General features: G+C 66.6%; 28 protein-coding genes. 8 read left to right on the top strand and 20 right to left on the bottom strand.

Annotation, left to right across the window (positions count from 1 at the left end; translation table 11 throughout):
- Window positions 1–10: 10 nt before the first annotated feature.
- The gene (locus tag VI056_10715; GenBank protein ID HEY6203504.1) at window positions 11–583 is read left to right on the top strand and encodes a hypothetical protein; all 573 of its coding nucleotides are present in this window, start codon (window positions 11–13) and stop codon (window positions 581–583) included.
- Here the strand turns inward: VI056_10715 and VI056_10710 are convergent.
- Window positions 544–876 carry a cupin domain-containing protein gene (locus tag VI056_10710; protein ID HEY6203503.1) on the bottom strand — a complete coding sequence of 111 codons (333 nt, stop codon included), beginning with the start codon at window positions 874–876 and terminating at the stop codon, window positions 544–546. The two genes, VI056_10715 and VI056_10710, sit on opposite strands and share 40 nt — an antisense overlap.
- A gap of 32 nt (window positions 877–908) precedes the next feature.
- Window positions 909–1,142, bottom strand: coding sequence for a hypothetical protein (locus VI056_10705; protein HEY6203502.1), 234 nt, complete (start codon window positions 1,140–1,142; stop codon window positions 909–911).
- A gap of 155 nt (window positions 1,143–1,297) precedes the next feature.
- Between VI056_10705 and rpsF the strand changes: the two genes are divergently transcribed.
- Genes rpsF through rpsR form a run of 3 tightly spaced genes read left to right on the top strand, consistent with a single transcriptional unit; the run spans window position 1,298 to window position 2,709 of the window.
- Window positions 1,298–1,585, top strand: coding sequence for a 30S ribosomal protein S6 (rpsF, locus tag VI056_10700; GenBank protein ID HEY6203501.1), 288 nt, complete (start codon window positions 1,298–1,300; stop codon window positions 1,583–1,585).
- 2 nt (window positions 1,586–1,587) lie between these two features.
- The gene (locus VI056_10695) at window positions 1,588–2,013 is read left to right on the top strand and encodes a single-stranded DNA-binding protein (protein HEY6203500.1); all 426 of its coding nucleotides are present in this window, start codon (window positions 1,588–1,590) and stop codon (window positions 2,011–2,013) included.
- Between the two features lie 12 nt (window positions 2,014–2,025).
- Entirely contained in the window at window positions 2,026–2,709 is a 684-nt protein-coding gene (gene rpsR, locus VI056_10690) for a 30S ribosomal protein S18 (protein ID HEY6203499.1), read from the top strand.
- Between the two features lie 5 nt (window positions 2,710–2,714).
- On the opposite strand, the gene VI056_10685 is transcribed toward rpsR, so the two are convergent.
- The 16 genes from VI056_10685 to VI056_10610 form a co-directional block, all read right to left on the bottom strand.
- A complete protein-coding gene (locus VI056_10685) occupies window positions 2,715–3,338 on the bottom strand; it encodes a hypothetical protein (protein ID HEY6203498.1) in 624 nt (207 codons plus the stop codon).
- 79 nt (window positions 3,339–3,417) lie between these two features.
- Window positions 3,418–3,648 carry a hypothetical protein gene (locus VI056_10680; protein ID HEY6203497.1) on the bottom strand — a complete coding sequence of 77 codons (231 nt, stop codon included), beginning with the start codon at window positions 3,646–3,648 and terminating at the stop codon, window positions 3,418–3,420.
- Between the two features lie 154 nt (window positions 3,649–3,802).
- The gene (locus VI056_10675; GenBank protein ID HEY6203496.1) at window positions 3,803–4,435 is read right to left on the bottom strand and encodes a hypothetical protein; all 633 of its coding nucleotides are present in this window, start codon (window positions 4,433–4,435) and stop codon (window positions 3,803–3,805) included.
- A 432-nt stretch (window positions 4,436–4,867) separates the two neighbouring features.
- Entirely contained in the window at window positions 4,868–5,089 is a 222-nt protein-coding gene (locus VI056_10670) for a hypothetical protein (protein ID HEY6203495.1), read from the bottom strand.
- 125 nt (window positions 5,090–5,214) lie between these two features.
- Window positions 5,215–6,270: a thiamine pyrophosphate-dependent enzyme gene (locus tag VI056_10665; GenBank protein HEY6203494.1), complete on the bottom strand. Its 1,056-nt coding sequence runs from the start codon at window positions 6,268–6,270 to the stop codon at window positions 5,215–5,217.
- Window positions 6,271–6,273: 3 nt separating this feature from the next.
- Window positions 6,274–7,509: a pyruvate ferredoxin oxidoreductase gene (locus VI056_10660; GenBank protein HEY6203493.1), complete on the bottom strand. Its 1,236-nt coding sequence runs from the start codon at window positions 7,507–7,509 to the stop codon at window positions 6,274–6,276.
- Complete coding sequence (locus VI056_10655; GenBank protein HEY6203492.1) at window positions 7,509–8,687, bottom strand: 4Fe-4S dicluster-binding protein; 1,179 nt, start codon at window positions 8,685–8,687, stop codon at window positions 7,509–7,511. Before VI056_10655 ends, VI056_10660 begins: the two co-directional genes overlap by 1 nt.
- Complete coding sequence (locus VI056_10650) at window positions 8,687–9,403, bottom strand: FadR/GntR family transcriptional regulator (GenBank protein HEY6203491.1); 717 nt, start codon at window positions 9,401–9,403, stop codon at window positions 8,687–8,689. Before VI056_10650 ends, VI056_10655 begins: the two co-directional genes overlap by 1 nt.
- A gap of 77 nt (window positions 9,404–9,480) precedes the next feature.
- A complete protein-coding gene (locus VI056_10645; protein ID HEY6203490.1) occupies window positions 9,481–10,515 on the bottom strand; it encodes an ABC transporter permease in 1,035 nt (344 codons plus the stop codon).
- The gene (locus tag VI056_10640) at window positions 10,515–11,660 is read right to left on the bottom strand and encodes an ABC transporter permease (GenBank protein HEY6203489.1); all 1,146 of its coding nucleotides are present in this window, start codon (window positions 11,658–11,660) and stop codon (window positions 10,515–10,517) included. Before VI056_10640 ends, VI056_10645 begins: the two co-directional genes overlap by 1 nt.
- Entirely contained in the window at window positions 11,657–13,168 is a 1,512-nt protein-coding gene (locus VI056_10635) for an ABC transporter ATP-binding protein (protein ID HEY6203488.1), read from the bottom strand. The genes VI056_10640 and VI056_10635 overlap by 4 nt, the downstream gene beginning before the upstream one ends.
- Window positions 13,169–13,253: 85 nt before the next feature.
- On the bottom strand, window positions 13,254–14,243 hold the full coding sequence (locus tag VI056_10630; GenBank protein ID HEY6203487.1) for a BMP family ABC transporter substrate-binding protein: 990 nt from the start codon (window positions 14,241–14,243) through the stop codon (window positions 13,254–13,256).
- An 87-nt stretch (window positions 14,244–14,330) separates the two neighbouring features.
- Window positions 14,331–15,416, bottom strand: a complete 1,086-nt coding sequence (locus tag VI056_10625; protein ID HEY6203486.1) for a sodium:calcium antiporter — start codon at window positions 15,414–15,416, stop codon at window positions 14,331–14,333.
- Window positions 15,413–16,978, bottom strand: a complete 1,566-nt coding sequence (locus VI056_10620) for a tripartite tricarboxylate transporter permease (protein HEY6203485.1) — start codon at window positions 16,976–16,978, stop codon at window positions 15,413–15,415. The genes VI056_10625 and VI056_10620 overlap by 4 nt, the downstream gene beginning before the upstream one ends.
- 12 nt (window positions 16,979–16,990) lie before the next feature.
- Window positions 16,991–17,473, bottom strand: a complete 483-nt coding sequence (locus VI056_10615) for a tripartite tricarboxylate transporter TctB family protein (GenBank protein HEY6203484.1) — start codon at window positions 17,471–17,473, stop codon at window positions 16,991–16,993.
- Between the two features lie 10 nt (window positions 17,474–17,483).
- On the bottom strand, window positions 17,484–18,518 hold the full coding sequence (locus tag VI056_10610; protein ID HEY6203483.1) for a tripartite tricarboxylate transporter substrate-binding protein: 1,035 nt from the start codon (window positions 18,516–18,518) through the stop codon (window positions 17,484–17,486).
- A gap of 209 nt (window positions 18,519–18,727) precedes the next feature.
- Here VI056_10610 and VI056_10605 point away from each other — a divergent pair, with 209 nt between their 5' ends.
- Window positions 18,728–19,702, top strand: coding sequence for a branched-chain amino acid transaminase (locus VI056_10605; GenBank protein ID HEY6203482.1), 975 nt, complete (start codon window positions 18,728–18,730; stop codon window positions 19,700–19,702).
- Here VI056_10605 and VI056_10600 read toward each other — a convergent pair.
- Window positions 19,691–21,280, bottom strand: a complete 1,590-nt coding sequence (locus VI056_10600) for an LCP family protein (protein HEY6203481.1) — start codon at window positions 21,278–21,280, stop codon at window positions 19,691–19,693. The two genes, VI056_10605 and VI056_10600, sit on opposite strands and share 12 nt — an antisense overlap.
- A 30-nt stretch (window positions 21,281–21,310) precedes the next feature.
- Between VI056_10600 and VI056_10595 the strand changes: the two genes are divergently transcribed.
- Genes VI056_10595 through VI056_10585 form a run of 3 tightly spaced genes read left to right on the top strand, consistent with a single transcriptional unit; the run spans window position 21,311 to window position 23,680 of the window.
- Window positions 21,311–21,799 (top strand): hypothetical protein, encoded by a 489-nt coding sequence (locus VI056_10595; GenBank protein ID HEY6203480.1) that lies wholly within the window; start codon window positions 21,311–21,313, stop codon window positions 21,797–21,799.
- Between the two features lie 37 nt (window positions 21,800–21,836).
- A complete protein-coding gene (locus VI056_10590) occupies window positions 21,837–22,595 on the top strand; it encodes an ABC transporter ATP-binding protein (protein ID HEY6203479.1) in 759 nt (252 codons plus the stop codon).
- Entirely contained in the window at window positions 22,595–23,680 is a 1,086-nt protein-coding gene (locus VI056_10585; protein ID HEY6203478.1) for an ABC transporter permease, read from the top strand. The genes VI056_10590 and VI056_10585 overlap by 1 nt, the downstream gene beginning before the upstream one ends.
- A 77-nt stretch (window positions 23,681–23,757) precedes the next feature.
- On the opposite strand, the gene VI056_10580 is transcribed toward VI056_10585, so the two are convergent.
- On the bottom strand, window positions 23,758–24,018 hold a 261-nt coding region (locus VI056_10580; protein HEY6203477.1), incomplete at its 5' end, for an NUDIX hydrolase.

The following is a 24,018-nucleotide window of genomic DNA, read 5'->3' as shown; positions in this document are numbered from 1 at the left end:
TTCCGGCGTCATGCCTGGAGTGGGAGACCTCGTGCGCTGTCTGATGTTCGTCACCGCGGTGCTGTTCGGCATGAGCTGGGCGTCGTCGCCGGCGCTCGCATCGTGCGTCCAGATGACCGTGGCCGAGCGCGCCGCGCTGGCAGAGGTCGTCGTATACGGCTCCGTCACCGGGACGCGGCAGACGTTCGCGCCGGCGGGCGGCGTCATCCGCTTCCGCCCGGAGCGATTCCTGAAGGGAACGCTTCTCGGCGAGGTCGAGGTCTACCTCGGGCCGACGAAGGGTGGCGCGATCACGAGCGTCGACTACTCAGCGGTGATCCGCGGTGAGGGACACACGCTGTATCTCCGGGCGGCGGGCAACGGCGCGTGGCAGACAGATGCGTGCAGCGGCAGCCACGCCGGCGCGCCGAACGCGGAGGAAGCGTCGTTCTTCGGCTCCGGCACGGCGGCGACGCCGACCGCGCCGAAAGACAACACTCCGCTCGCGCTGGGCGCCCTCGTCATTGCCGCGGTCGCGCTCGCAGGCGCGCTCTTCGCGCGCGGCTATGCCGGCCCGTCGACGTTGACCACGACTTCGCCCTGACCGGCCCGCACCAGGACAACGTCCGTCGTCGCATCGGTCGGGTTGCCTTCGCGGTGGATCTCGCGCGCCGGGATGAGCAGGAAATCGCCCGGGCCGCCGTCGAGAACGGTGCGGCCACCTGGTCCGCACTCGATGCGGACATGGCCGGTCAGGACGTAGATCGCGGATTCGTAGTCGCCGTGATGATGCCATCCAGAGAACGCCTGAGGGGCGTTGTGCGCGATCCCCGCCCACATCTTGTCGCTGTGCACCGCTTCCTCGCGGACCATGCCGCTCGTCTGGGTGGTCTGCACATGGCGCTTGTTGGCCGTAACGACATGGGGTCTCACTCCTCGTCCTCCTCGCGTTCCCAGCGTTCGTGCTGAACGTGCAGCTGGGCGCCTTTCTTTGCGATCCAGTTGTCGACGAGCGCGCGGGTCGCTCGGTCGTCCGGCAGTGCAGTGACGACACGATGGCGATTGGCGCACTCGACCGTGACCGTCGTGGACGACTCGGAGATCGGTGTCATCGGCAGGCCGCACTCCGCGCATTCGACCGTCGCGTCTGGCCGAAGCGTCACGGCACCCTCGCAAGGCTGCGCCGAACGCTCCTGTGTGATGCCTCCGGCCGTCTCATCCCGTACAATGTTCGCTACCGCCGTGGATATGTGCCACGGCGCCTTTTCGCCCCGGACCAAAGGTCCGCGGCAAGCCCAGGGAAAGGAAGCCGGACCGAATGCGCCCATACGAGCTCATGTATCTCCTCCCCCCGAGCGCCGACGAAGAGCGGCTGACCGCGGTGAGCGACCGGCTGCAGCACACGATCACGACCCTCGGGGGCAAGATCGACAAAGTGACCCCTCCGGCACGCCGCCGGCTCGCATACGAGCTCGCCCACCACCGCGACGGCCATTACGGCGTGCTCGAGTTCTCGCTCCCGCCGGACCAAGCGCGCGAGTTCGAGCGCACCATCCGTCTCACGGAGGAGATCCTGCGCCACATCGTTGTGAGAAGGGACGAATAGAAATGGCTTCATTCAGCAAGATCATCATCGTGGGGAACGTCGGCCGCGATCCGGAGCTCAAGATGACACCGAACGGCAAGCCGGTATGTGAGTTCAGCGTCGCGGTGAACCGCGTGAGCGGTCGCGCCGAGGAGCGCGTCGAGCAGACCGACTGGTACCGCGTGAGCTGCTGGTCGGGTCTCGCCGAGCGCGCACAGCAGATGATCACGAAGGGTCGTCTGGTGCTGGTCGAGGGCCGCTTCACGCCCCGCACGTACACCGATCGCGAGGGCAAGGAGCGCCTCAGCCTGGACATCAGCGCGAACGACTTCCAGATGCTCGATCCGCGGCCCGGTCGCGAGGGCATGACCGCGCCGGTCGCTGGTGACCGTGCTGCGGACGGTGAGAAGTCGGCTCCCGGCTTCGATCCCGACGAGATCCCGTTCTAGGAGCGAGTGCAGATGACGAACGAGACCCCTCCAAACCCGCAGGCGCATCCCGAAGCCGCGGTCGAAGGCGGCGCGCCGCGTCCGCCCGCGCCGATGGCGCCGCGCGGACCGCGCCCGTCGTACGGCGGCGGTCGTCCGTCTTACGGCAGTGGTGGCGGTGGTGGCGACCGTGGTTCGGGCGGACCTGGCGGTCCGCGTCGCCCGCGCCGGAAGGTGTGCTCGTTCTGCGTCGATAAGGTGCAGAAGATCGACTACAAGGACGTAGGCCGCATCCGCCGCTACATCAGCGAGCGCGGCAAGATCGACCCGCGTCGCAAGAGCGGCTCGTGCGCGAAGCACCAGCGGATGCTCACGACCGCGCTGAAGCGCGCGCGCTTCATGGCGCTTCTGCCGTACACCGCCGAGCACGTGCGCGGTCTGATGTCACCGCAGGCACGCGCGATGGCGGGCGGTCCGCCACCGCCGAAGCCCGAGCGCGGTCCCTGGCGGCCGGCCGGCGAGTTCCGGCCCGCGGGTGAGTTCCGTCCTGCGGGCGAGTTCCGGCCCGCCGGACCGCCGCGGCCGTTCACCCCGGCGCCTCCCGGCACTCCGCCGGGCGCGAACGCGCCTCAGCCGCCTCCACAGTCAACGGCAACAGCGCCCGCGGCTCCGCAGCCAGCGCCGCGTCGGCCTGAAGGGGAGACGCCGAGCTCCTAGGCGCGTCAGCGCGTCGGGCCGCTGCTTGTCGCGATCGCCGCGACGATCGGCGCGTTGGCGGCCACGATCAGCAGCACGAGGAGAGCGATGCCGATCGCCGTCCTGCGTGCGGGTCTGTCCAGAGCGAGCGCGACAGCGCCTCCACTGAGGATCCCGAGGCCGAGGCCGAAGAACAGGCCCGTGAGCGCGGCGATGACGAACCCGAAGGCCGCGGTCAACGGCGTGATCGCGACGTGTCTGGACCGGACGAGCCAGAGGGTCGCCGCGGCGAGCAGGGCCGCGGGGAGCACGAAGAGGGCGCCCGAAAGCAGAAATCCTGGCACCGCGCTGAGAAGCGTCACGGTCGCCGACTGGGGGTTCAGGACGACCTCGAGGAGAGCCCACGTGCCGACGCCGAAATGGAGCCCAAGTGTGTACAGCGCGGCCTCCAGTCGGCGATCGCCTTCCCGCGCCAGCAGCCAAACCCACCCGGGATAGAGCGCGAACGGCGCGAGTATCGCTGGCACGATGAGCGCGCCGTTCCCATACAGCGCGTAACCGCCGAACGTGATCCGTGAGTTCTCGGCCGTGAACGCGATGACCGCGATGATCAGCCCGGCGAGGTAGCCGGCGAGGACCGCGATTGCCACTAGGCGAGCGATGCTAGAGGCAGTGCGGGAGGGCCGAGGCCGGGAGCGTGGCTCACCGGCCTCGGTCCGGGTATGTCGATCAGACGCCAGAGCCGAAGCACTGGTCAGTGGTCGGCGCCTCACATCCGACGTCGGGCATCTGCCGATGCTCGGCGCCGATCGAGTCTGGGAAGAGCACTCCGTCGATGGCGCGCAGGCGCGTGTCGAGCCTCGAGCCCGTGTCGATGACGGTGCGAGTCGAGCCGGTGTCGGGGGCGGCCAGTGAGACCGCGCCCAGAGCGAGCAGTGAGCCGAGAAGCGGGGCGATCACGATGCGCTTCACAAGACACCTCCGAGCCTCTGGAGGCGAAGCTAGGGGTCGCGGCCAGCGCTCGCGATGCAGCGGGTGGCGCGCCGGCTGTCAATTCGATGGAGCAGCGAACGCGTCGCCCGTCGCACTCGAGAGTTCCGCTACGAGAGTTCCGCTATTTGAGGAGGGGACTGTCGACGGTCGCGGCTGCGAGCGGCAGCTCGACCGCGGCGATGAGCATGATGAAGACGACGAGCACGACGATCAGCGCCCGCGCGCCGGGTTCGCGCCAGGCGTGACCCGCAGCAGTGCCGGCGACGGCGCCCATCGCGGCCGGGGGGAACAGGAGTCCGAGCGGAAGTCCGATCAGATATCCGAACGCGAGCGCCGGCAGGCCGACCGGCAGCTTGCCCGAACCGAAGAGCCAGTAGAGGATCGCCGCGATCGCGACGACCGGAACGATCCAGAGCACGCCGTCGACGGCCACGATCGACACGCTCGGGTCGAAGACGATGCGGTTCGGCGCGGACGCACTCAGGATCGAGTCGAGTGGGAAGGCAGCCGCCGTCGCGAGCGCGAGGCCGAGGGTGTAGAGCAGGAGACGCGGCCCGCTCCGGCCCGACCAACGATCCGACACCCAGGTCCATCCCCAGAGGATGGCCAAAGGTACCAGGACGGATGCCGTGGCCAGCGCGAGCGTCGGGTTGCCGGCGATCGTGAACTGGGGCGTTTCGATGCGGAAGTGTCCGGCCAGCAGGTAGAGCCCAGCGATGACGAGACCGGCGACCAGTCCAGCCAGGAGGCTCACGCCGCTGTTAACGCCAGGCCGACATCGTCGCGCGATGCCGCAACCGCGTTGCTACCGTTCTGTCGCGGCACGGCTTCAGCGTCCCGCCGGCGGCGCTGTGATCTGCGGGAGCGCCTCCCGTGATGAAAAGTGCATGTCGCGCGACATCTCCACCGACGCCATGTCAATGTTCGAGGTCGACCCGGGCAAGCTGATCCCCGCGAGTCCATCGACGTCAAGCGACACCTTCACCAGCTGACGGACGATCTGCGAGTCGTCGATGCGGATCCAGAGCTCACCCGTGCCGACGGGGTTCGGTGCCGCGTCTTGCGGCCATCGACCTCTGGGCGATCGACCTCGACCACGTCGTGGATGAAGGACATATCGACGTTGCCGAGAGGATCAAGCACGCCGTTCATCGACGAGCTCTTCGAGCCTTCGGTCCGTTGCCCGTTACCGCGCCTTCGTGAACTGCTTTCCGTCGATGGTGATCGTGTCGACGTTGAAGGACATGCCGAGGAGCGCCATCTGGACGTTCATCCGCGCCTTGTTCGGGATCTCCGCGTCGCCCGACAGCTGGACCCCGGCAACTGTGGTGGGCGATGCTGCCGGTACCGCGCCCCCGCTGCACGTGATCGAAACAGCCCAAGCCAGGGCGAGAACTGACCTTCGCACGTCGATCCCCTCCTCATCGACAGCACCACGACCGACGCCGGTGTCGCCACCGGCAAGGCTACGAAAGACCCCAAAGAAAAGGGCCGCCTTGCGGCGGCCCTTCGACGACCTTGTGAGGTGCCGCGCTACGCGGTCTTCTGCTCGTGCATGGGCTTCTTGTCGATCTTCAGGATCGCAACGTCCTTCGCCGGCACGGTGAAGGGGATCACGCCGGGAATGAGCCAGTCCGTCCACATCTTGTCGACCTGCGCCTGGAAGTGCTCGACGTCCTCGTCGATGAAGTGCGCGAAGCGGCCCTGCCGCTTCAGGTACTCATACACCGGCTTGCGCTTCTTGCGACCCTCCGCGATCTGACGCGTCGGGCCGGTGAGGTTGCACACGCCGTCGACGACTTCGTACAGCGGCCAGATCCCGGTCTCCACGGCGAGGTGGCCGAGCTCCTGGCTGTACTGCGGGTGATAGTCCCAACCCTTCGGGCACGGGTCGAGCGTGTGCACGAACGTGGGCCCGCCGAGCTCGAGCGCCTTGCGGATCTTGTTCATGAGATCCACGGCGTACGCGGCGCATCCTGCCGCGATGTAGCGGGATTCCGGATGACCGGCCGCGAGCATGCCAGGCACGTTCTTCTTCCAGCGCGTGTGCATAAGCCGCTTCTTATCGCCCGAAGGCGAGAACGTCGTGACCGCGCCGTACGGCGTCTGGCTCGACAGCTGGATGTCGGTATTCGCGTACGACTCGTTGTCGTACAGCAGGACGAGGCAGTTGTAGTCCTTATGCGTGAGGGTGGCGGAGATCGCACCGATGCCCATGTCGGCGCCACCGCCGTCGCCGCAGAACGCGATGACGTTGATCTTCTCGTTCTTCAGTTTTCCCTTGCGCATCAGCACCTTGAGACCGGCCGCGGTGCCGAGCGCCGCGGACCCGGACGCGCCGAGCTGCGTGTGCATCCACGGCACGACCCATGGTGTCGTGTAGTACGTCGTGTTCGCGACGTACATGCAGCCGGTCGACCCCAGCACGATCGTGCGCGGGCCCGATGCCTTCACCATGTGCCGCATCACGAGCGCGGACTCGCAGCCCTGACAGGTGCGGTGGCCCGAGACGAAGAGCTCGTCGTACGGGACGTCCTTGACCCCCTTGATCTGTGGCAGGTCCTGGGCGGGCATGATCTCAGTCGTCATCTCTTACTCCCGTACGCCGATCCAATGGCACGTGTCGCCGGCGGCGAGGTCGCCCTTGCCGGCTGCCATGGTCTTCTCGAAGATCTCGGTCGCCATCGGTTGCTCGATCTCGCGACCGCCGAGTCCCGCGATGAACCCGACGATGACCGGGCGTTTCTCCTGTGAGTACAGCGCTGAGCGGATCTCGTTGTAGAGGACGCCGCCGTAATACGGCGAGCCAAAGCTGTAGTCGCGGTCGATGACGCCGACGGCCTTGAACCTGCGGAGGCTCTTCACGACCTCCTCGGTCGGGAACGGCCGGAACCACTTGAGGCGGACGAGACCGATCTTGAGGCCGCGCTCCTTCCGCAGACGGCGGATCGCGACCTTCATCGGGAGCGAGAGCGTCCCCTGGCCGATGACGACGACTTCGGCGTCGTCGGTCATGTACTCGTCGAGGAACGGGCTCTCGCCGCCGCGGCCGAAGATCCTCTTGAAGTCCGCGTGCGCCTCGCGGATCACGCCGAGCGCATTGCGCATCGCCGCGTCGTTCTGGCGCCGGATCTCCATGAGCCAGTCCTGGTCGACCTGCGGCGCGATGGTGATCGGGTTGTCCGGGTGCAGCAGGCGGTCGCCGAGGTCGAACTTGGGCAGGAACCTGTCGACCGCAGCTTGTGTCGGGATCTTCACGATGTGCTGCGAGTGGGTGAGGAAGGCGCCGTCGAGCCCGATCGCGACCGGGAGCGACACGCGCTTGTCCTCGGCGACGCGCCAGGCCATGAGCGCGAGGTCGAGTGCTTCCTGCGCCGTCTCGGCCCACGGCAGAAGCCAGCCGAGGTCGCGCACCGCGAGCGAGTCGTTGTGTTCGGTGCCGAACGCGCCGGGGTCATCGAGGGCGCGGTTGCCGCAGATCGCCACGACCGGTAGGCGCAGGCCCGCGGTGACCGCGATCGCCTCAAAAGCGTAGAACCAGCCGACGCCCGACGAGCCGACGAACACTCGCGCACCAACCGCGCAGGCGTGCTTCACGATCTCGAACTGGCTGTGCTCTCCGTCGGCGACGATGTACTCGACGTCCATCTTGCCGTTGGCGATGAGCTTCGCTGCCGCCTGCATCACGCCGTCGTACGGGCGGATCGGGTATGCGGCCATAACGTCGACGTCAGCCAGCCGGATGGCCTCGGCGATGGCCTCGCAGCCCGTCGCGAGCTGCTCGGTCTCGATCTCATTCGTTTCTTTGGTCTTGACCTCGACTGCCATTACTCGTCACCTCCCGCCGAAGTCGTGGGATTCGCCGCAGGGTCCGCACCTGGATTCGTCGCCGCGTTGGCGGCGGGGTTCGCGTTCGGTGGGACGCTGCCGGACGCGCCCTTCTTCGGGTCGGCCGACACGCCGCTCATGTCCTCGAACCACGAGTTGTATTTGGAGTGATCCGTCTTCCAGAGCTGCCACTTGTCCTTGTTGTCAGTGAATTTGAGCTCGTCGACCATGACGATGCAGTCCTTCACCGGGCAGACCTGCGCGCAGATGCCGCAGCCGATGCAAGCCTCGTACACGACCTCGTAATGGCCCTCGGGCGTGACCTCGAAGCATTCGTCCGGGCAGTCGAGCCAGCACATCGTGCACTTGATGCACGTGTCGAAGTTCACGACCGGCCGCATCGTGCGGGCCCCGTACTTCTTGTAATACGGGTTGCGTTCGCCGGGCTTGCGGGCCTCGACGATGACCCCCGGTCGCATCTTGGTCCAGCCGGGCTTCTTGAACTGCAGTACCTCGTGGCCGCTCGTTCCCTCGCCGTCCTTGACCCGGCGCATCGTCGTCGCGTCGTAGCCGTATTGGACCGATGCGACGGCGGACTGGTCACCTTTCGCGAGCTCGAGAGAGGCGGCCTTCGCGTCGTCGAGGGCGATCCACTGCGGGAGGATCTTGGCGAGCGCTCCGAGCACGCGGAAGTCGGTGTGGTCGTCCTTGTAGACCCAGAGTCCGGCGAACGATGCGCCCCCCGGGACGATCCCAAGCGTGTACGGTCGCTCCGCCTTGTCGGTCTGCGCCAGCACTTCGTCGGGTTTCTTGTCGCTCGTGACTAGGAGCCAGCCGTTCGCGCGTACGGGCTTCCAGATCGGCTGGCGCCCGTACCAGGCCCACGACTCAACGCCTTTCACGAGCGTGTCATCGACGGCGATGCTCACGTCCACGACGCTCGGCTCGTACTTCGCCATCGAGGCCTCGAGCTCGAGCTCGTCGGCGGCAACGACAGCGAACTGCTTCGCCGGCACCCCGTTGCGTTCCGGCGAGTCCCCGTAGCGCGCGAATGCCGTGCCGGTGTGTCCTCGCTTGCGTGCGGCGAGCACGACCGAACGGCAGATGCGCTGCGCCAGCGTCTTCTGGAAGATGCCCCGGTACACGACCTCGATGGAAACGCTGCGTTCCTCAGCCATCATTTACCTCCAAGGAGCTTCAGGATGCCTTCGCCGACGGCGCGGATGTGCTCAGCCGATGCGGTCCGCGCGCCCTCGACGTCGTGGCGGGAGAGTGCGTCAAGGATTCGGCGGTGCGCGTCGAGAGATGTGTGCGCGCGCTGGTTCGTCTGCAGCCACTGCTCGCGCGATGCGCGGAGGACGTCCCAGATGACCGCGAGCATCGTCGTGAGGAGCTCGTTCTTCGCGGCGTCGCCGATGACCTCGTGGAAGCGCGTGTCCTCTTCCACGTACGTCTCGCCCGCGGCGACCTTCCGCTCCTGAGCCGCGAGGATCTCGCGGAGCTCGGCCAGCTGCGCGTCGCTGATGCGCGTCGCAGCGAGCGCGGCGAGTGCCGGCTCGATGAGGCCGCGGAACTCGATCACATCGGGGACGCTGTGACCACGGGCGATGAGGCTGTGCAGCGGGCGCACGAGATCGTCCGGTGCCACCTGACGGACGAACGTGCCGCCGCCGGCGTGGGTCTCGATGACGCCGAGGAGCTCGAGGGTTCGGAGCGCCTCGCGGACGGAGGCGCGCGACACCTGGAACTGCTCGGCGAGCGCGCGCTCGGGCGGGAGCTGATCGCCCGGCCGAAGCTCGCCCTTCTCCAGGAGCGACTCGATCTGCTCGACGATGCTCTGGTAGAGCCTGCTGCGCCGTATGGGCTCGATGACGGCCAGTTCGGACCTCCCCAATGGCTGGTCAGGTGGTCTGACCAGAACGGACAAGAGGCTACGACGGTTAGGAGGAGCCGTCAAAGGGTCCGCCCGGCCTAGCCCTTGCCCTCTTTCGCGTACGGGATGCCATCGGCAGCCGGCGGGGTCGACCGGCCGACCACGCCGGCCAGGATCACGACCGTGATGAGGTAGGGAAGGGCCGCGTACCAGAACGTCGGGATCGACTTCATGAGCGCGCCGAGATCCCCCTCGGCCGGCCGGACGTTGACGATGATGCCGAAGGCCGTGGCGGTGCCGAACAGGAGCGCCCCGAGGAACGCACCCACCGGAGTCCAGCGTCCGAATATCACCGCGGCAAGCGCGATGAAGCCGCGCCCGTTGGTCATGCCGTTCTGGAACGAGCCGGTCGACTCGAGGGTGAGGTACGCGCCCGCGAGACCGGCGATGGCACAGCCGATGATCACGTTCATGTAGCGCTGGCGGAAGACGTTGATGCCGACGGTGTCCGCGGCCTTTGGATGCTCGCCGACGGCGCGGGTGCGGAGTCCCCACCGCGTGCGGAACAGGGCGAACTGCGAAACAAGGACGAGCACGATGACGCTCATAGCGATCGGCCCCTGGTCGAGGAACATCGCGAGGATCGGGCCGAGGAATGGTATGGCGGCGAGCTGGTCCGGCAAATGGAACGGCGTGATCACGCCGGCGCCTCCGCGGCCGGACGGCGTGATGACGAGGCGGTTGAGATAGCCCGTCATACCGAAGGCGGCGATGTTCATCATCGTGCCGGCGATGATCTGATCCGCGCGCACGGTCACCGTGAGCCACGCGTACAGAAGCCCAAGGAGTGCTCCGGTGGCGACGGCGACCACGATGCCGAGCGCGAGCGCGACACCGGTCCCGAGCGGCTCATGCAGTGCGAAACCGGTGAGGTAGCCGAAGAACGCGGCCATGAGCATGATGCCCTCGATGCCGATGTTCACGACGCCGGACCGTTCGCCGAGCACGCCGCAGAGCGCGCCCAGGGCGAGCGGTGTCGCAAGCGAGAGGATGATCGGCAGCAGGTCCGGCATCACCGTGAAGAGGTAGACCAGGAACTCCCAGATGAGCCGCGGTACGGCGAGCAGATCCATCAGCGTGCCGATCCAGGCGGTGGCGTGCCCGTGCCCCAGGACCCCGTCACCGTCGCCATTTCCGTGATCTCGACCTTCGGCGCGCGCACGCGGAAGACCTTCCGCACGATGACGTCCGCAGCGAGGAACAGGATGACCAGCGCCTGGATGATGTCGATCACCTCGATCGGCACGCTGGTCTCGATCTGCATGAGCGGCGCGCCGGCGCGGAATGCGCCGAAGAGGAGCGCCGCGAACAGGATGCCGATCGGATCGGATCGGCCCAGCAACGCGACCGCGATCGAGTCGAAGCCGACCGATGCGGTGATGCCCGGCGCGTAAAAGCCGATGACGCCGAGCATCTGGATCGCACCGGCGAGACCCGCGAGGAGACCGGAGATCGTCATCGTGAGCGCGGTGATGAAGATCGGCCGCATGCCCGCGTATCGCGCGGCGTTGGGGTTCGTGCCGACGGTGCGGATCTCGAAGCCGAGGACGGTGCGGTCGAGGATCCAGCGGATCACGAAGATGGCGGCCACCGCGAAGACGATGCCGAGGTGCAGGTTGCGACCGGCGAGGATCGGGAGGGCGCTCTGCCCGATGTCGGCGGTCCGCGGGAACGAGAAGCCCGGCGCGCGTACGAGGTCGTTGACCGCCCACGTGAGCAGCAGCGCGGCTGCGTTGTTGAGCATGATGGTCGTCACGACCTCGTGCGCGCCGGTACGCGCTTTGAGGTAACCGGGTACGAAGCCGTACGCCGCGCCGGCGAACGCGCCGGCGAGCATGGCGAGCGGCATGCCGACGATCGTCGGCGCGGTGGCGAGCGACGCGCCCGCAACCGCCGCGGCGAACGCCCCGACGAGGAACTGTCCGGCGACCCCGATGTTGAAGAGGCCGGCCTTCAATCCGAGGCCGACCGCGAGACCGCCGAACATCAGCGGGGCGGCGGACACCAGCGTGTTCGCGATGGCGTTGCCGCTTCCGAACGATCCGGCGAGCAAACGGGCGTACGCGGCGAACGGGAGCAGCGGGTCGAAGCCGGTCTCGGTGAAAGCGCTCGACACGATGACGACGACGGCGGCCACTGCGAACGCGAGGACGATCGAATAAACGGGGACCGATGCCTTCGACCAGGTCGGGGCGAGCTGCGTGCGCCAGACTTTCACGCGCGCGCCTGGCCGGTCGCCATGAGGAGCCCGACCTTTTCACGCTGGACCTCAGCCGCGGCGAAGCTCCCCACGATCTGGCCGCGGAACATCACGAGGATGCGGTCCGAGAGGTCAAGCACCTCGTCGAGCTCGGCCGAGACCAGAAGCACCGCGACGCCCGCGTTGCGGCGCTCGATCACCTGCTTGTGAATGAACTCGACGCTGCCAACGTCCAGCCCGCGCGTCGGTTGGTCGATGACCAGCACCTTCAGGTCGTGTCGGAACTCGCGCGCCACGACCACCTTCTGCTGGTTGCCTCCCGACAGCGTGGCAGCCGTGACATCGAGGGAGGACGTCCGGACGTCGAACTCCTTGGCCAGGCGACTGGCCTCGTCGCGGATCGGCCGCTCCTGGCGCACGAAGCCACCGAATCCCGCTGCATAGGGAGCTTCGGCGTAACGCGTGAGCACGAAGTTGTCCGGAAGGCGGAAGGGAAGCACCAGCCCGAAGCGCTGGCGGTCGGCGGGCACGTACGCGATGCCGAGATCCCGTCGAGCGTCAACGCTGAGGTGGGTCAGATCGCGGCCCGCGATGCGGATCGTCCCAGCGATGGGCTTTCGCATGCCGACGATGCACTCGACGAGCTCGTCCTGCCCGTTGCCGCCGACGCCCGCGATGCCGACGATCTCGCCTGCGCGGACGGTGAGATCGACGCCACTGCATACCTCGCGGCGTCGGTCGTCCGTGGCGCGGAGCCCCGCGATCTCCAGGACGACCTCGCCGGCGTGCGACTGGCCGCGATCGACGCGGAGCGACACGGCCCGTCCGACCATGAGCTCCGCGAGCTCGCTCTCGTTCGTCTCCGCCGGCTTTCGGCTGCCGACGACCTTGCCGCGGCGGATCACGGTGATCCGGTCGGCGATCTCGAGGACCTCGTCGAGCTTGTGGCTGATGAAGATGATGCTCGTGCCGTCCTCGCGAAGCCGGCGCAGCACGCCGAAGATCTCACGCGTCTCTTGCGGCGTCAGTACCGCCGTCGGCTCATCGAGCACCAGGATCCGCGCTCCCCGGTAGATCGCCTTCAGGATCTCGACGCGCTGCTGTTGGCCGAGTGATAGCTGATCGACGCGCGCATGCGGATCGATCGTGAACCCGAGCCGTTCCGCGAGATCCTGGATCCGGCGCTCGGCCGCGCCCAGATCGAGGACCTGTCCGCCGCGGGTGATCTCCTGACCTAGAACGACGTTCTCCGCGACGGAGAGGACCGGCACGAGCATGAAGTGCTGGTGGACCATGCCGATGCCACGCGCGATGGCGTCCGCCGGGCTCTGGATGGTCACTGCCGCGCCGTCGATGCGGATCTCGCCCGAGTCGGGCTCTACCAGCCCATAGAGGATGTTCATGAGCGTTGACTTCCCGGCCCCGTTCTCGCCCAGGAGCGCGTGGATCTCACGCTGGCCGAGGTCGAGATCGATCGCGTCGGTGGCGAGCGTGCCGGTCGGAAAGCGCTTACTGACGTCGCGCATTTCGAGGACCGGCGTCTCTTCGCTCATAACAAAGCGGGCCGACCCGAGTGGTCGGCCCGCTTCCTTCCCATTTACCGGATCTGGATCACGGGATCGGCTTGAGCTTGCCCGACTTCATATCCGCAGTGGCCTGCTTGATCTTGTCCTGCAGACCCGCGGGGATCGGGCTTAGGTTGCGGATCTCGGACGCGCCGATACCGTCGTTCGTCGCGTCGTTGGTGAAGTTGCCCGTTTGCTTGCCTTTGTCTTTGAAGCGCTTGATCGCGTCGCGCGTCGCGTTCTGCAGGTGCTTCTCGGCGCTGGTGATGATGCAGCCCTTCGAATCGGGAAGAGACAGGTACTGGTCAACGTCGACGCCGATGCCGTAGACCTTCGCGTTGCAGGCGGCGCGCAGAACGCCCGCACCGGTGAGGCCAGCGACCTGGAAGAGGACGTCAACACCCTGGCCGATCATCGTCTTCGCCGAAGCCTCGCCTTTGTCGGGAGCGTTGAAGTCCTCGACGTAGTTGATGCTGACCTGGACGTTGGCCTTGATCGACTTCGCGCCGTTCTCGTAGCCCTTGATGTAGTTCACGACCGGCGGGACGTCCGACCGTCCGCCGACCGCGCCGATCTTCCCGCTCTTCGTGATGGTGCCGGCGACGATCCCGGCGAGGTAGCCCGCCTGCGCCTCGTTGAACAAGAGACCTTGATAGTTGGCGGGCACGGGGTCGGCGATGAACTGGTCGACGCCGAAGAACTGGATCGTCGGATTCGCTTTTGCGGCAGCAAGCGTGTCGCTGCTGATCAGGAATCCGACTGTCACGATGATGTCGTACTTCTGGTCGACGAGCTGTTGGATATTCTGCTTGTAGTCGGCGATGTCCTTGGTCACGATCGCCACCGGCTTCGGCGCGCCGATCGCGCTGGCGCCGTCCTGGACGCCCTTCCAGGAGAACTCGTTGAACGACTTGTCCTCGAGCTGGCCGATGTCGGTGACGATCCCGATCTTGAGCGAGCTACCGGTGCCGGGAATAACGCCACAGGCGGCAAAGACGAGCGCGACGGCAACATAGATCGCGAGCACACGTTTCATTGGTCCGTCCGACCTCCCTCTCATCGTCGCGCGGCGCTTGGAAGCTGCTCACAGCGCGATTCGGGGATTCTAGTCAGGTGTGCGGGATCAGGCTGGCAGCCCCGCGATGACGCTCCAGACCACGTAGACGAGGAAGACCACGTACAGGCTTCCGCCGAGCATGAGAGAGGACGGCGGCAGCGAGTTGTCGCGCGCGCGCAAACGCAACTGGATCCAGATCAGCAAGCCCGACAGGAGGGCGAACACCGCGGCGATGGTGCCGAACCGCCCCAGCTCCCAGGGCGTGAGCAGCACTCCGATCGTGACCGGGATCGTCGATTGGAAGACCATCGCGCCCGCGACGTTGCCGAGCGCGATGACGTCCTTTCCGTCCTTCGTCCAGATCAGGCTGTTCGCCGCCTCCGGCAGCTCCGTCGCGAGGGGCGCGAGGACCAGCGCGACGAGAAGCGTGTTGAACTGCATCGCATGCGAAAAGTCCTCGACAAAGGTCGCGAAGAACCGCGCTCCCAGGAGGATCGCCCCGAACGAGACGAGCGTTTGTACCAGCACGAGCCACAGCGGAGGGGCAGTCGGCACGATGCTCGCTCCGAACCGCTGCAGCTGCGTCGCGAAGGTGAGCTCGTCGAACGCCTCGTGCTCCTCCTCCTGCTCCTCGACGTCTTCAGGCGTGACCTTCGGCGTCCGGAGGACGAGGAAGAGATAGAGGAAGTACGCCGGCAGGAAGATCCACCCGAGGTAGCCCTTCAGGAAGTGCAGGTCGCGCGGCAGGAGCGCGAGTCCGAGCGCGATCGTATAGAGGACGAGGAAGAACGACATGTCGCGTGACGCGTGCGCCGCGTCCACGCGGAGCGTGTCGCGGCCCCTCCGCTTACGCAGGACGTATGCGGTCACGCCGATCAGGAGCATGACCAGGGTCGCGAGCATGAATGGCGCGCCGAGGATGGCCCCCACGCCGATCTCATCGGAGTCGCTCGTGTTGGTGAACAGGATCGCCACGACCGGGATGAGCGTCTCCGGCGTCGCGGTGCCGAGCGCAGCGAGGATGCTGCCCGTGGCGCCCTCGGACATGTTGAGCTTGATCCCTAGCCACTCGATCCCGTTGGTGAAGACCTCGGCGCCGACGAGGATCAGCCCGAACGCGAGGACGATGAGCGCGACGTCGAGAGGCGTCACGCCGCTGGATCGACGGACACGGGTCGCGCGCGACGCTCGCGCACGTTTCGGATGACGGGCAGAAGCAGCAGGATGATCGCGAGGATCATCAGCGTCGCGGCCAGCGGGCTGCCGACGAAGATGAGCGGGCTGCCGCCGCTCGCGATGAGTGCCTTCCGGAGCTCGCGCTCGGTCGAGTCGCCGAGCACGATCGCGACGACGAGCGGGGCGAGCGGGTACTTCATCTTGCGCAGCCAGTAGCCGACGAAGCCGAACGTGATCGTGATGAACACGTCGAACATGCTGTTGTTGAGCGAGTATGAGCCGATGATCGAGATGATGACGATGAACGGCGTGATGATCGCGTAGGGGATGTGCATGATCTTCGCGAGGAGCGGCACCGCGAGCAGGCACATCGTGAACGTGATCAGGTGCCCGAGGTAGATGCTCGCGGTCAGGCCCCACACGAAATCCGGGTGGTCGATGAAGAGCAGCGGCCCGGGCTGCAGCCCCCAGATGAAGAGGCCGGCCATGATCACGGCGGATGTCGGCGAGCCCGGCACACCCAGCGCGACCATCGGAACGAGCGACCCGACCGCCGATGCGTCGGCGGCCGCCTGCGGCGCCATGATGCCGGTGATCTCGCCCTTGCCGAAGTTCGCCTTGTTCTTCGAGTACTGGCGCGCGAGGCCGTAGCCGAGGAACGAGCCCGCGGTCGCGCCGTGGCCCGGGAGGACGCCGAACCAGAAACCGATCACGGCGGTGATCACCACGGTCCAGATGCGCTTACGAAGCTCGCGCAGCGTCTCGAGGATGTCCTTGAGGCCGACCTTCGCGGAGAGGCGCTCGACGAAACCGATGCCCTGCTCTTCGGCCGACGCGAGGATCTCGCCCATCCCGAAGAGTCCGATCGTGACCGGCACGAAGCCGATGCCCGAAAGGATCTCGATGCGCCCGAACGTGAGGCGCGGGGCGCCGGTGAGCGTGTCGAACCCGACGGCCGCAAGCAGCAGGCCGAAGCCGATCATCATCACGCTCTTCGCGGGCGACTCCGAGCCGAGTCCGATCAGCGTCGCGAACGACATGATGAAGACCGCGAAGAGCTCGGCCGGGCCGAACGCGAGCGCCACGTCTGCGAGCGCGCGCGCGAAGAACGTGAACAAGACCGTGGCGATGAACGCTCCGATGAACGACGCGAAGAACGACGACGATAGTGCGAGCGCGGGTTTGCCCAGTTTCTTCGCGAGCGGGAAGCCGTCGAAGAGAAGCACGACCGACCACGGCTCGCCGGGGATGTTGAACAAGATCGAGGTGATGACGCCGCCGAACAGAGCGCCCCAGTAGATGCCGCAGAGGAAGATGACCGCGCTCGTCGATCCGCCCGGACCGGTGTTCGCGATGAAGACCGTGATCGGCAGCAGGATGGCGACACCGCTCGTCCCACCGAGACCCGGGAGGACCCCGATGACGAGACCGAGGAAGCAGCCGATCGTGAGGAGCAGCAGGTTGATCGGATGGAGCGCTGTGCCGAAGCCTCCGGCGAGGCTGCCCAGCGTGCTCGTGAATCCGTTGAGGATGTCCATCGCAGCCCCGCGCTAGAAGGGAAAGCCCTGGTCGTAGAAGAGACTCTTCGGCAGCGAGACGCGGAACCCCTTCTCGAAGGACAGATAGATCAGCGCGGGAAACATGACCGCGATGAGGACGACCCACACCCAGCGGTACCGGCCAAGGTACGCGGCGAAGAAACCCATGTAGAGCCCGGTGACAATGTAGAAGCCGAGCCATCTGATCAAGGTGACCGCGACGATCATCGGCACCGCGATCTTCAGCGGTGCGGTCCATGCTTCGCGCCGCGCGAATACGCCCTCGCCGGTCTCGGCCGTCACGTACCACCGGTAGATCACGACAACGGCGGCTCCGGCGATCATCGCCGCGGACCAGAAGGGATAGAAGCCCGGCCCAAGACCACCAGGGAATCTTCCGCTGAGGTCAGGCAGCGCGGACGCGCGGCTGTCGAACATGGCGACGGCGGCGATCAGGATCATGACCGCCGCCGTCGCGACCTGATAGGGCCTCACGCGCTCTGGGTCACACCCACTTGTTCTTGGTCGCGATGTCTTGGTGGAGCTTCTGGTAGTTGTTGATGAACGTGCGGAAGTCGATGCCCGATCGGAAGTCAGGGACGAGGGCGTTGGTGTCCATGAACGTCTTCCACTTCGCGGACTCGAAGACCTTCTTGAACACGTCGACCCAGAACGCCTGCTGCGCCGGCGTGAGGCCGGGCGGAGCCATGACCGCTCGCATGATGTAGTAGTCGTCGATCGCAAGGCCCTGCGACTTGCATGTCGCGAGGCCCGAGTAGACGCCAGTCGTCGGGCTCGCAGGCGTGAACGCGCAGAGCGGACGAAGCTTCTTCTGCTGATACAGACCAAGCCCTTCGCTCGGGTTGTTCACCGTGACCTCGACGCCGCCCTGGTGGCCGGCGAGCGCGGTCGCGACCGCGCCACCGCCGGACTGCGGCACGTAGCGGAACGGCTTCGTCTTCGCGAGGTCGGCGATGCGGAGGAACATCACCTCGTCCTCCTGCTTCGAGCCGGTTCCAGCGACGACGAGCTCCTTGCCCTGTGCCGCCTTGATGACATCGCCCGCAGTCTTCCACGGACTGTCCTCATTGACCCACAGGAAGAACGGGTCGAGCGCGAGGTTGGCGACTGGCGTGAAGTCCGTCGCCTTGTACGGGAGCGCCGGCTGAGTGACGATCGTGGTGAAGAAGCTGTTGAGGGTGATCATGATGTAGTGCATGTCACCCTTCTTCTCGAACACGTAGGTGAAGGCGACCGCGCCGGACCCACCTTCCTTGTTGACCGGCTGCACCGGCTGCGGCGAGAGCTTCTGCTCTTCGATGATCGCCTGCATCGCGCGCGCGTAGATGTCCGAGCCGCCGCCGACCGCGGTGCTGATCACGAACTCGATCGGACGCGTCGGCTGGGTCATCGTCTCCACCGAGGCCGACGCCGCGGTCGACGCAGCTGGCGTCGGGCTCGCAGTGGTAGCACCGCCGCCGCACGCCGTCGCGACGAGCATGCCGGCACCGAGAAGGGATACGAAACGCCTACGGGTCACTGGCCACATTTTGTCTGCACCTCCACGGACTCGTACGCCGTTCGCCCGCGAATGGCTCAACAGCGGTCTGACCAGCGGCATCCTAGCGGTCTGACCAACAATCGCCACCAGCGCGGCGAGGCCGCGTGTCACAATGCGGGAACGAGGTCGGCACGGGGCGTGCGGTCGGCTGGTCGGGATCGCCTCAGGCGATCCCTAAGGAGTGGGTGATGGTGCAGGAGCTAGTCCGGCCCGCCAAGCTGCCCAGAGGTGCCGCGCCCGACAGCGCGTGGGCCTACCTGGATGGCAAGTTCGTACCCATCCGCGAGGCGAAGATCTCGGTCATGACGCACGGTTTCAACTACGGAACGGGCGTCTTCGAGGGGATCCGGGCCTACTGGAACGCCGAGCAGGAGCAGCTCTACGGCCTCCATCTGCGCCAGCACTTCACGCGGCTCCGCCGCTCGGGCAAGATCATGCGGATCGCCATCCCCCACAGCGTGGACGAGCTCGTCGCCATCTCCGTCGACCTGCTCCGAAAGTGCGGCTACAGAGAGGACGCCTACGTCCGGCCCGTCGCCTACAAGGCGAGCCCGGTGATCGGCGTCCGGCTCCACAACCTCGAGGACGGCTTCACGATGTTCGCCGTCCCATTCGGTAACTACATCGATATCGACAAGGGCATCGCCTGCCACGTCTCGTCGTGGCGCCGGGTGGACGACAACGCGATCCCGGCGCGCGCGAAGATCACCGGCTCCTACGTGAACGCGGCTCTGGCCAAGAGCGAGGCCGAGGAGGCCGGTTTCGCCGAGGCGATCGTGCTGACCCAGGAGGGCCACGTATCCGAGGGAAGCGCCGCGAACCTGTTCCTCGTGCGCGACGGCAAGCTCATGACGCCGCCAGCCACGGAGAACATCCTTGAGGGGATCGTGCGCGACAACGTGATTCGCATCGCCGGCGATCTCGGCCTGACCGTCGAGATACGGGTCATCGACCGCACCGAGCTCTACATCTGCGATGAGATGTTCATGTGCGGGACCGGCGTGCAGATCTCCCCGGTGACGAGCGTCGACCACCGCGATGTCGGCACGGGCGAGGTCGGCACGATCACGAAGCGGATCTCGAAGATCTACTTCGACGCGGTGCGTGGCAAGAACGAACGCTACCGCGACTGGCTCACACCTATTTACAAGTCAGCGAGCTGAGTCGCTAGCGAAGCTTCGGAAGTCGTTGCCGATGCGGACGACGATGTCGGGCCCGCCGGAACCCTCGGCCGTTTCGATCGGGAGACCCAGCTGCGCGCGGAGCTGCTCGGCGGTGTAGCGCTTGCCAGGATTCCGGAGCACGACCGCCGATTTCGCGGATGAGCCATCGGTCACCGCGCTGACGCCGAACGCGCGTGCCTCGAGCCGGTCTGCCACATCCCTCGCGACGCCACTCCGTGCGCCGGTGTTCTGTACCTCGACGCGCGCGCCTTCCTGCCGGACCTTCGGATCGTAGAAGAGCGACGCGGCGAGGTCTCGGATCTTCGCGACGTCAGGTATGAGGAAGAAGCCGCCCTCACTGTCGTACGTCAGCTCGCAACGCGGATAGTCGCCGCCGCACGGGTAGAGCACGTCGCTCGTGATGTCACCGCTGTCGATGCTCGCGGCCGCGCGCGCAAGCGGCAGGACGTTGGCCGGATCGAAGTCGGTCTCGATCGTCGTGCCGACCCCCTCCATGAGCGACGGGATGGTCCGCAGCGCCTGCGGCGTCGAAAGCTTCACGCGGAGCGCGCCGAGGACATCCTGCTGGCGCCGCGCGCGGCTGTAGTCGTTCGTGTCGTGACGAGATCGCGCGTACTTCAGCGCGGTCTCGCCGAACATGAGCTGCGGTCCAGGTGTGATGTTCACGCGCTCGACGCCGTAGTCGATCGTAGGGTAGGTCTCGTCGCGCACCGGCCGCTTCACGTCGACGATCACCCCACCGACGCCGTTCACGATCTTGTTGAATGCGTCGAAGTTCACCAGCGCGTACGAGTGGATCTTGATCCCGAGCAGGTCGCTCGTGAGTCTTCGCACCAGGTCGGGTCCGCCGAACGCGAACGCCCCGTTGATCTTTCCCTGGAACGTGCCGGGCTTGTTGATGTAGACATCGCGCGGGATCGAGAGCATCGCGGCGGTCTCGTTCAACGGGTCGAGCGAGACGACGATCATGGTGTCGGTGTTCTGCGTGGTGCGGTCGCCGTCGCGTGTATCGATCCCGAGGACGAGCACGTTCAAGCGGTCGTTACCCGTCCACACCGGTGCGGGCTCCTGGCCGACCGGCGTCGGAGCGACCTGCGGGCGGGTGATCGGCGCGAACATCTTGGCGAAGAACGATGCCCACGGCGCCGACTCGCGATAGATCGTTCCGTAGGTGACGATCAGCGTCGTCGTCACGAGCGCGAGGACCGCGTAGTCGATGACATTGCGACCGCGAAGACGACGCATGCGCCCCGCGAACGCATCGACCACGACGAAGACGTGGTAGACGAGCGCGGTCGCGATCACCAGGAGCGTCACGTAGGTCGCGTTGCGCAGCACCCACGCGGTGAGCGGATCCGCATTAACGACGAACGCGCCCGCGAGCGCGAACGCGAAGATCGGCAGGAGCAGCATGAGCAGGCCCTTGACCCAGCGGTCCTGATAGGCCTGACCAAGGCCAGGGAGGAGAGCGGAGAGGAGCGCGGCGAAGCCGGGAGACCCGAGCGGCGATCCCGCGGCGAGCATGAGCGGGCGCTGCCGACTCCCCACATTCGACATACAACACCTAGCGTAAGAGACTCGCCAGCCGTGGAACGCCAGCCGCACGTGAGCACGACCACCCTGCGCGGCGCCCGGGCGGTCGGCATCGCCTGCGCGGCGCTCTTCTTCGCTCCGGTCGTGTTCTCGCTCGCGTTCCCGGACTGGTTCCTGTTCGCCCCGTACCACCGCACCTACGAGCGTCTGCTCGGGACGATCTTCGGGTCGCTGGGGATCGGCCTCCTTCTGGCGCTCCGCGACCCGGCCCGCAACGCCGGAGTCTTCGCCGTCATCGGGCTCACGGCGGGTTCGCTCGGGGCGGCGACCATCTATTCCCTCGTGTTCGACAGCGCAGCTGCCTCACACTGGGTGACCACGGTCCCGCTGCTCGCCGCGATATCGGTCGCGCTCGTCGTGACCTACACGCGGCTGCGGCGGCCGCATCCGGTCGTCGTGCGGATCGTCATCGCGGCGGTCGCGCTGCTCCCGGTCGCCCTCTACCTGCACGATGCGGCGTACCGGGCTTTCGTGAGGCCGTGATGGGACGCAGTGTTCCCGCGACCTTCGTGAGGCCCTGATGCCGCCCATCGTCTCCGTTCGCGAGCTCCGTAAGAGCTATGGCCAGATCAAGGCGGTCGACGGAGTGAGCTTCGATGTCGAGGAGCGCGAGATCTTCGCGCTCCTGGGTCCGAACGGGGCGGGAAAGACGACGACCGTGGAGATCCTCGAGGGGTTGCGGTCGGCCGACAGCGGAACGGCGATAGTTGCCGGTGTCGACGTCCGAAAGGATCCGTCGGGCGTGAAGGAACGGATCGGCGTGCAGCTGCAGCAGAGCGCGTTCCCCGAGAACTTCCTGGCGCGCGAGATCGTCGATCTCTTCGCGCTCTTCTACGGCAAGAAGGTCGACTCGATGGCCATCCTGAGATCGGTCGGCCTCGAGGACAAGGCGAAGCAGAAGCAGGACAAGCTGTCCGGTGGGCAGCGCCAGCGTCTCTCTATCGCCGTCGCGCTGGTCAACGAGCCGCGCGTGCTGTTCCTGGACGAGCCGACCACCGGACTCGATCCGCAGGCGCGTCGCAATCTCTGGGAGCTGGTGCGCGCGATCCGCGCGCGGGGCACGACAGTGTTCCTCACGACCCACTACCTGGACGAGGCGGAGGCGCTCTGCGACCGCGTCGCGATCATGGACGCGGGCCGGATCGTCGCGCTCGATTCGCCGCCTGCGCTCATCGAGGCCCTGCTGAAACGAGGATTCCGGAAACCGGTCGTCCAGCAGCAGGCGAATCTCGACGACGTGTTCCTCGACGTCACCGGCCACGCGCTGCGGGAGGACTAGTGCAGATACCTCGCTACACGTTGATGCTGCTCCGCGCGTACGCGCGTGACCGCACCGCGCTGTTCTTCGGCTTCTTCTTCCCGCTCCTGTTCATGGTCCTGTTCGGCGTCCTCAACTTCGGTGGGTCGGTGCGCGTGAACCTGGGCATGGTCGACGAGGCGAAGAACGACCAGAGCGCGTCGTTCATCGCGACACTGGGAAAGATCGACACGCTCAAGATCACCAGTGGCGACCGCGACGGGCAGCTCGCGAAGCTCACCGCCGGCGATCTGGATCTCGTCCTCGTCATCCCGAGCAACTTCCGCATCGCGCCCGCAGCGCCTTCGAGCAGCGTACCGACGCTGACCCTGTTTCGGAACAGCTCGCGCCCGGAGCAGGGTGCGGTAGGCGTCGCGGTCCTCAATTCCGTGATCGATCAGCTGTCATTCGCCGTAACCCGGACGGCGCCGGTCGTAAGCCTCAAGAGCGAGGAGGTGACCGGACGCAATCTCAAGTACGTTGACTTCCTGACGCCCGGCATCCTCGGCATGACGATCATGCAGCTCGGCATCTCGAGCGTGGCGTTCGCGTTCGTCGCGGAGCGCTCGCGTGGTGTCATCCGCCGGATCATGGCCACGCCGATCCCGCGAAGGAACTACATCGCGGCGCATGTGCTCCAGCGCCTGATCCTCGCGGTCGTGCAGGTGCTCATCCTGCTCGGGGTCGCAGTGCTCGCCTTCAAGGTCACCGTCGTTGGCGGGCTCGGATCCTTGCTTGCGGTGGCCATCCTGGGTGCCGTCGTCTTCCTGTGCCTCGGCTTCGCGGTCACCGGCCTGCTCTCCACCGAGAACCAGGCCGCGGTCGCGACGCAGATCGTCACGCTCCCGCAGTTATTCCTATCGGGAGTCTTCTTCTCGCGCGACGCGGTGCCCGCGTTCTTGAAGCCGGTCGCTGACTACCTGCCGCTCACGTTCCTCAACGACGCGCTGCGCGCGATCGCGACGACGGGAGCCTCGCTCGCAGACGTGAGTGGCCAGATCGTCGGCCTCGTGGTGTGGGCGATCGTCTCCTTCGTCCTTGCCTACCGTCTGTTCCGGCTCGACTGATTCATCGCAGGGGGAGAACACCCTGCGAACCCGCCTGTTCATCGCAGGGGGCGAACCCCCTGCAACCCCCCGTGTGCCTAGGCGTCGAGCGCATCGGCGACGGCGCGGTGCGCGACCGCCCGAAAGCGACCCCAATCGGCCCAGCTTCCGCCGATGCTCTTCTTCCCGTCGGTGCTGAGGTTCTCCAACGCACTGGCTTGTGTGCGGAGCTCCGCTGGCGTCATCTCGCGCCAGTCCTCGATCTGCTCTTCGGTGTCGATGGCGCCGAGCGTCCCGCCGAGCTCCTCGAGCAGGAACGCGAAGGTGTGGAAGAGCGGCGGCGCGCCGGGGGCTGAGCG

This window comes from Candidatus Limnocylindria bacterium, from assembly GCA_036523395.1.
Taxonomy (GTDB): Bacteria; Chloroflexota; Limnocylindria; order P2-11E; family P2-11E; genus CF-39.
The sequence above is the reverse complement of the archived record's forward strand: the minus strand, read 5'-3'. Positions and strand labels throughout refer to the sequence as shown.

Excerpts from the sequence above, each read along its gene's own strand:
- VI056_10630 (HEY6203487.1), bottom strand. The coding sequence starts at position 14,243 with ATGAAACGTGTGCTCGCGATCTATGTTGCCGTCGCGCTCGTCTTTGCC.
- VI056_10600 (HEY6203481.1), bottom strand. The coding sequence starts at position 21,280 with ATGTCGAATGTGGGGAGTCGGCAGCGCCCGCTCATGCTCGCCGCGGGA.
- rpsR (HEY6203499.1), top strand. The coding sequence starts at position 2,026 with ATGACGAACGAGACCCCTCCAAACCCGCAGGCGCATCCCGAAGCCGCG.
- VI056_10665 (HEY6203494.1), bottom strand. The coding sequence starts at position 6,270 with ATGACGACTGAGATCATGCCCGCCCAGGACCTGCCACAGATCAAGGGG.
- rpsF (HEY6203501.1), top strand. The coding sequence starts at position 1,298 with ATGCGCCCATACGAGCTCATGTATCTCCTCCCCCCGAGCGCCGACGAA.
- VI056_10605 (HEY6203482.1), top strand. The coding sequence starts at position 18,728 with ATGGTGCAGGAGCTAGTCCGGCCCGCCAAGCTGCCCAGAGGTGCCGCG.
- VI056_10645 (HEY6203490.1), bottom strand. The coding sequence starts at position 10,515 with ATGGATCTGCTCGCCGTACCGCGGCTCATCTGGGAGTTCCTGGTCTAC.
- VI056_10620 (HEY6203485.1), bottom strand. The coding sequence starts at position 16,978 with ATGGACATCCTCAACGGATTCACGAGCACGCTGGGCAGCCTCGCCGGA.
- VI056_10655 (HEY6203492.1), bottom strand. The coding sequence starts at position 8,687 with ATGGCTGAGGAACGCAGCGTTTCCATCGAGGTCGTGTACCGGGGCATC.
- VI056_10660 (HEY6203493.1), bottom strand. The coding sequence starts at position 7,509 with ATGGCAGTCGAGGTCAAGACCAAAGAAACGAATGAGATCGAGACCGAG.
- VI056_10590 (HEY6203479.1), top strand. The coding sequence starts at position 21,837 with ATGCCGCCCATCGTCTCCGTTCGCGAGCTCCGTAAGAGCTATGGCCAG.
- VI056_10635 (HEY6203488.1), bottom strand. The coding sequence starts at position 13,168 with ATGCGCGACGTCAGTAAGCGCTTTCCGACCGGCACGCTCGCCACCGAC.
- VI056_10715 (HEY6203504.1), top strand. The coding sequence starts at position 11 with ATGCCTGGAGTGGGAGACCTCGTGCGCTGTCTGATGTTCGTCACCGCG.
- VI056_10695 (HEY6203500.1), top strand. The coding sequence starts at position 1,588 with ATGGCTTCATTCAGCAAGATCATCATCGTGGGGAACGTCGGCCGCGAT.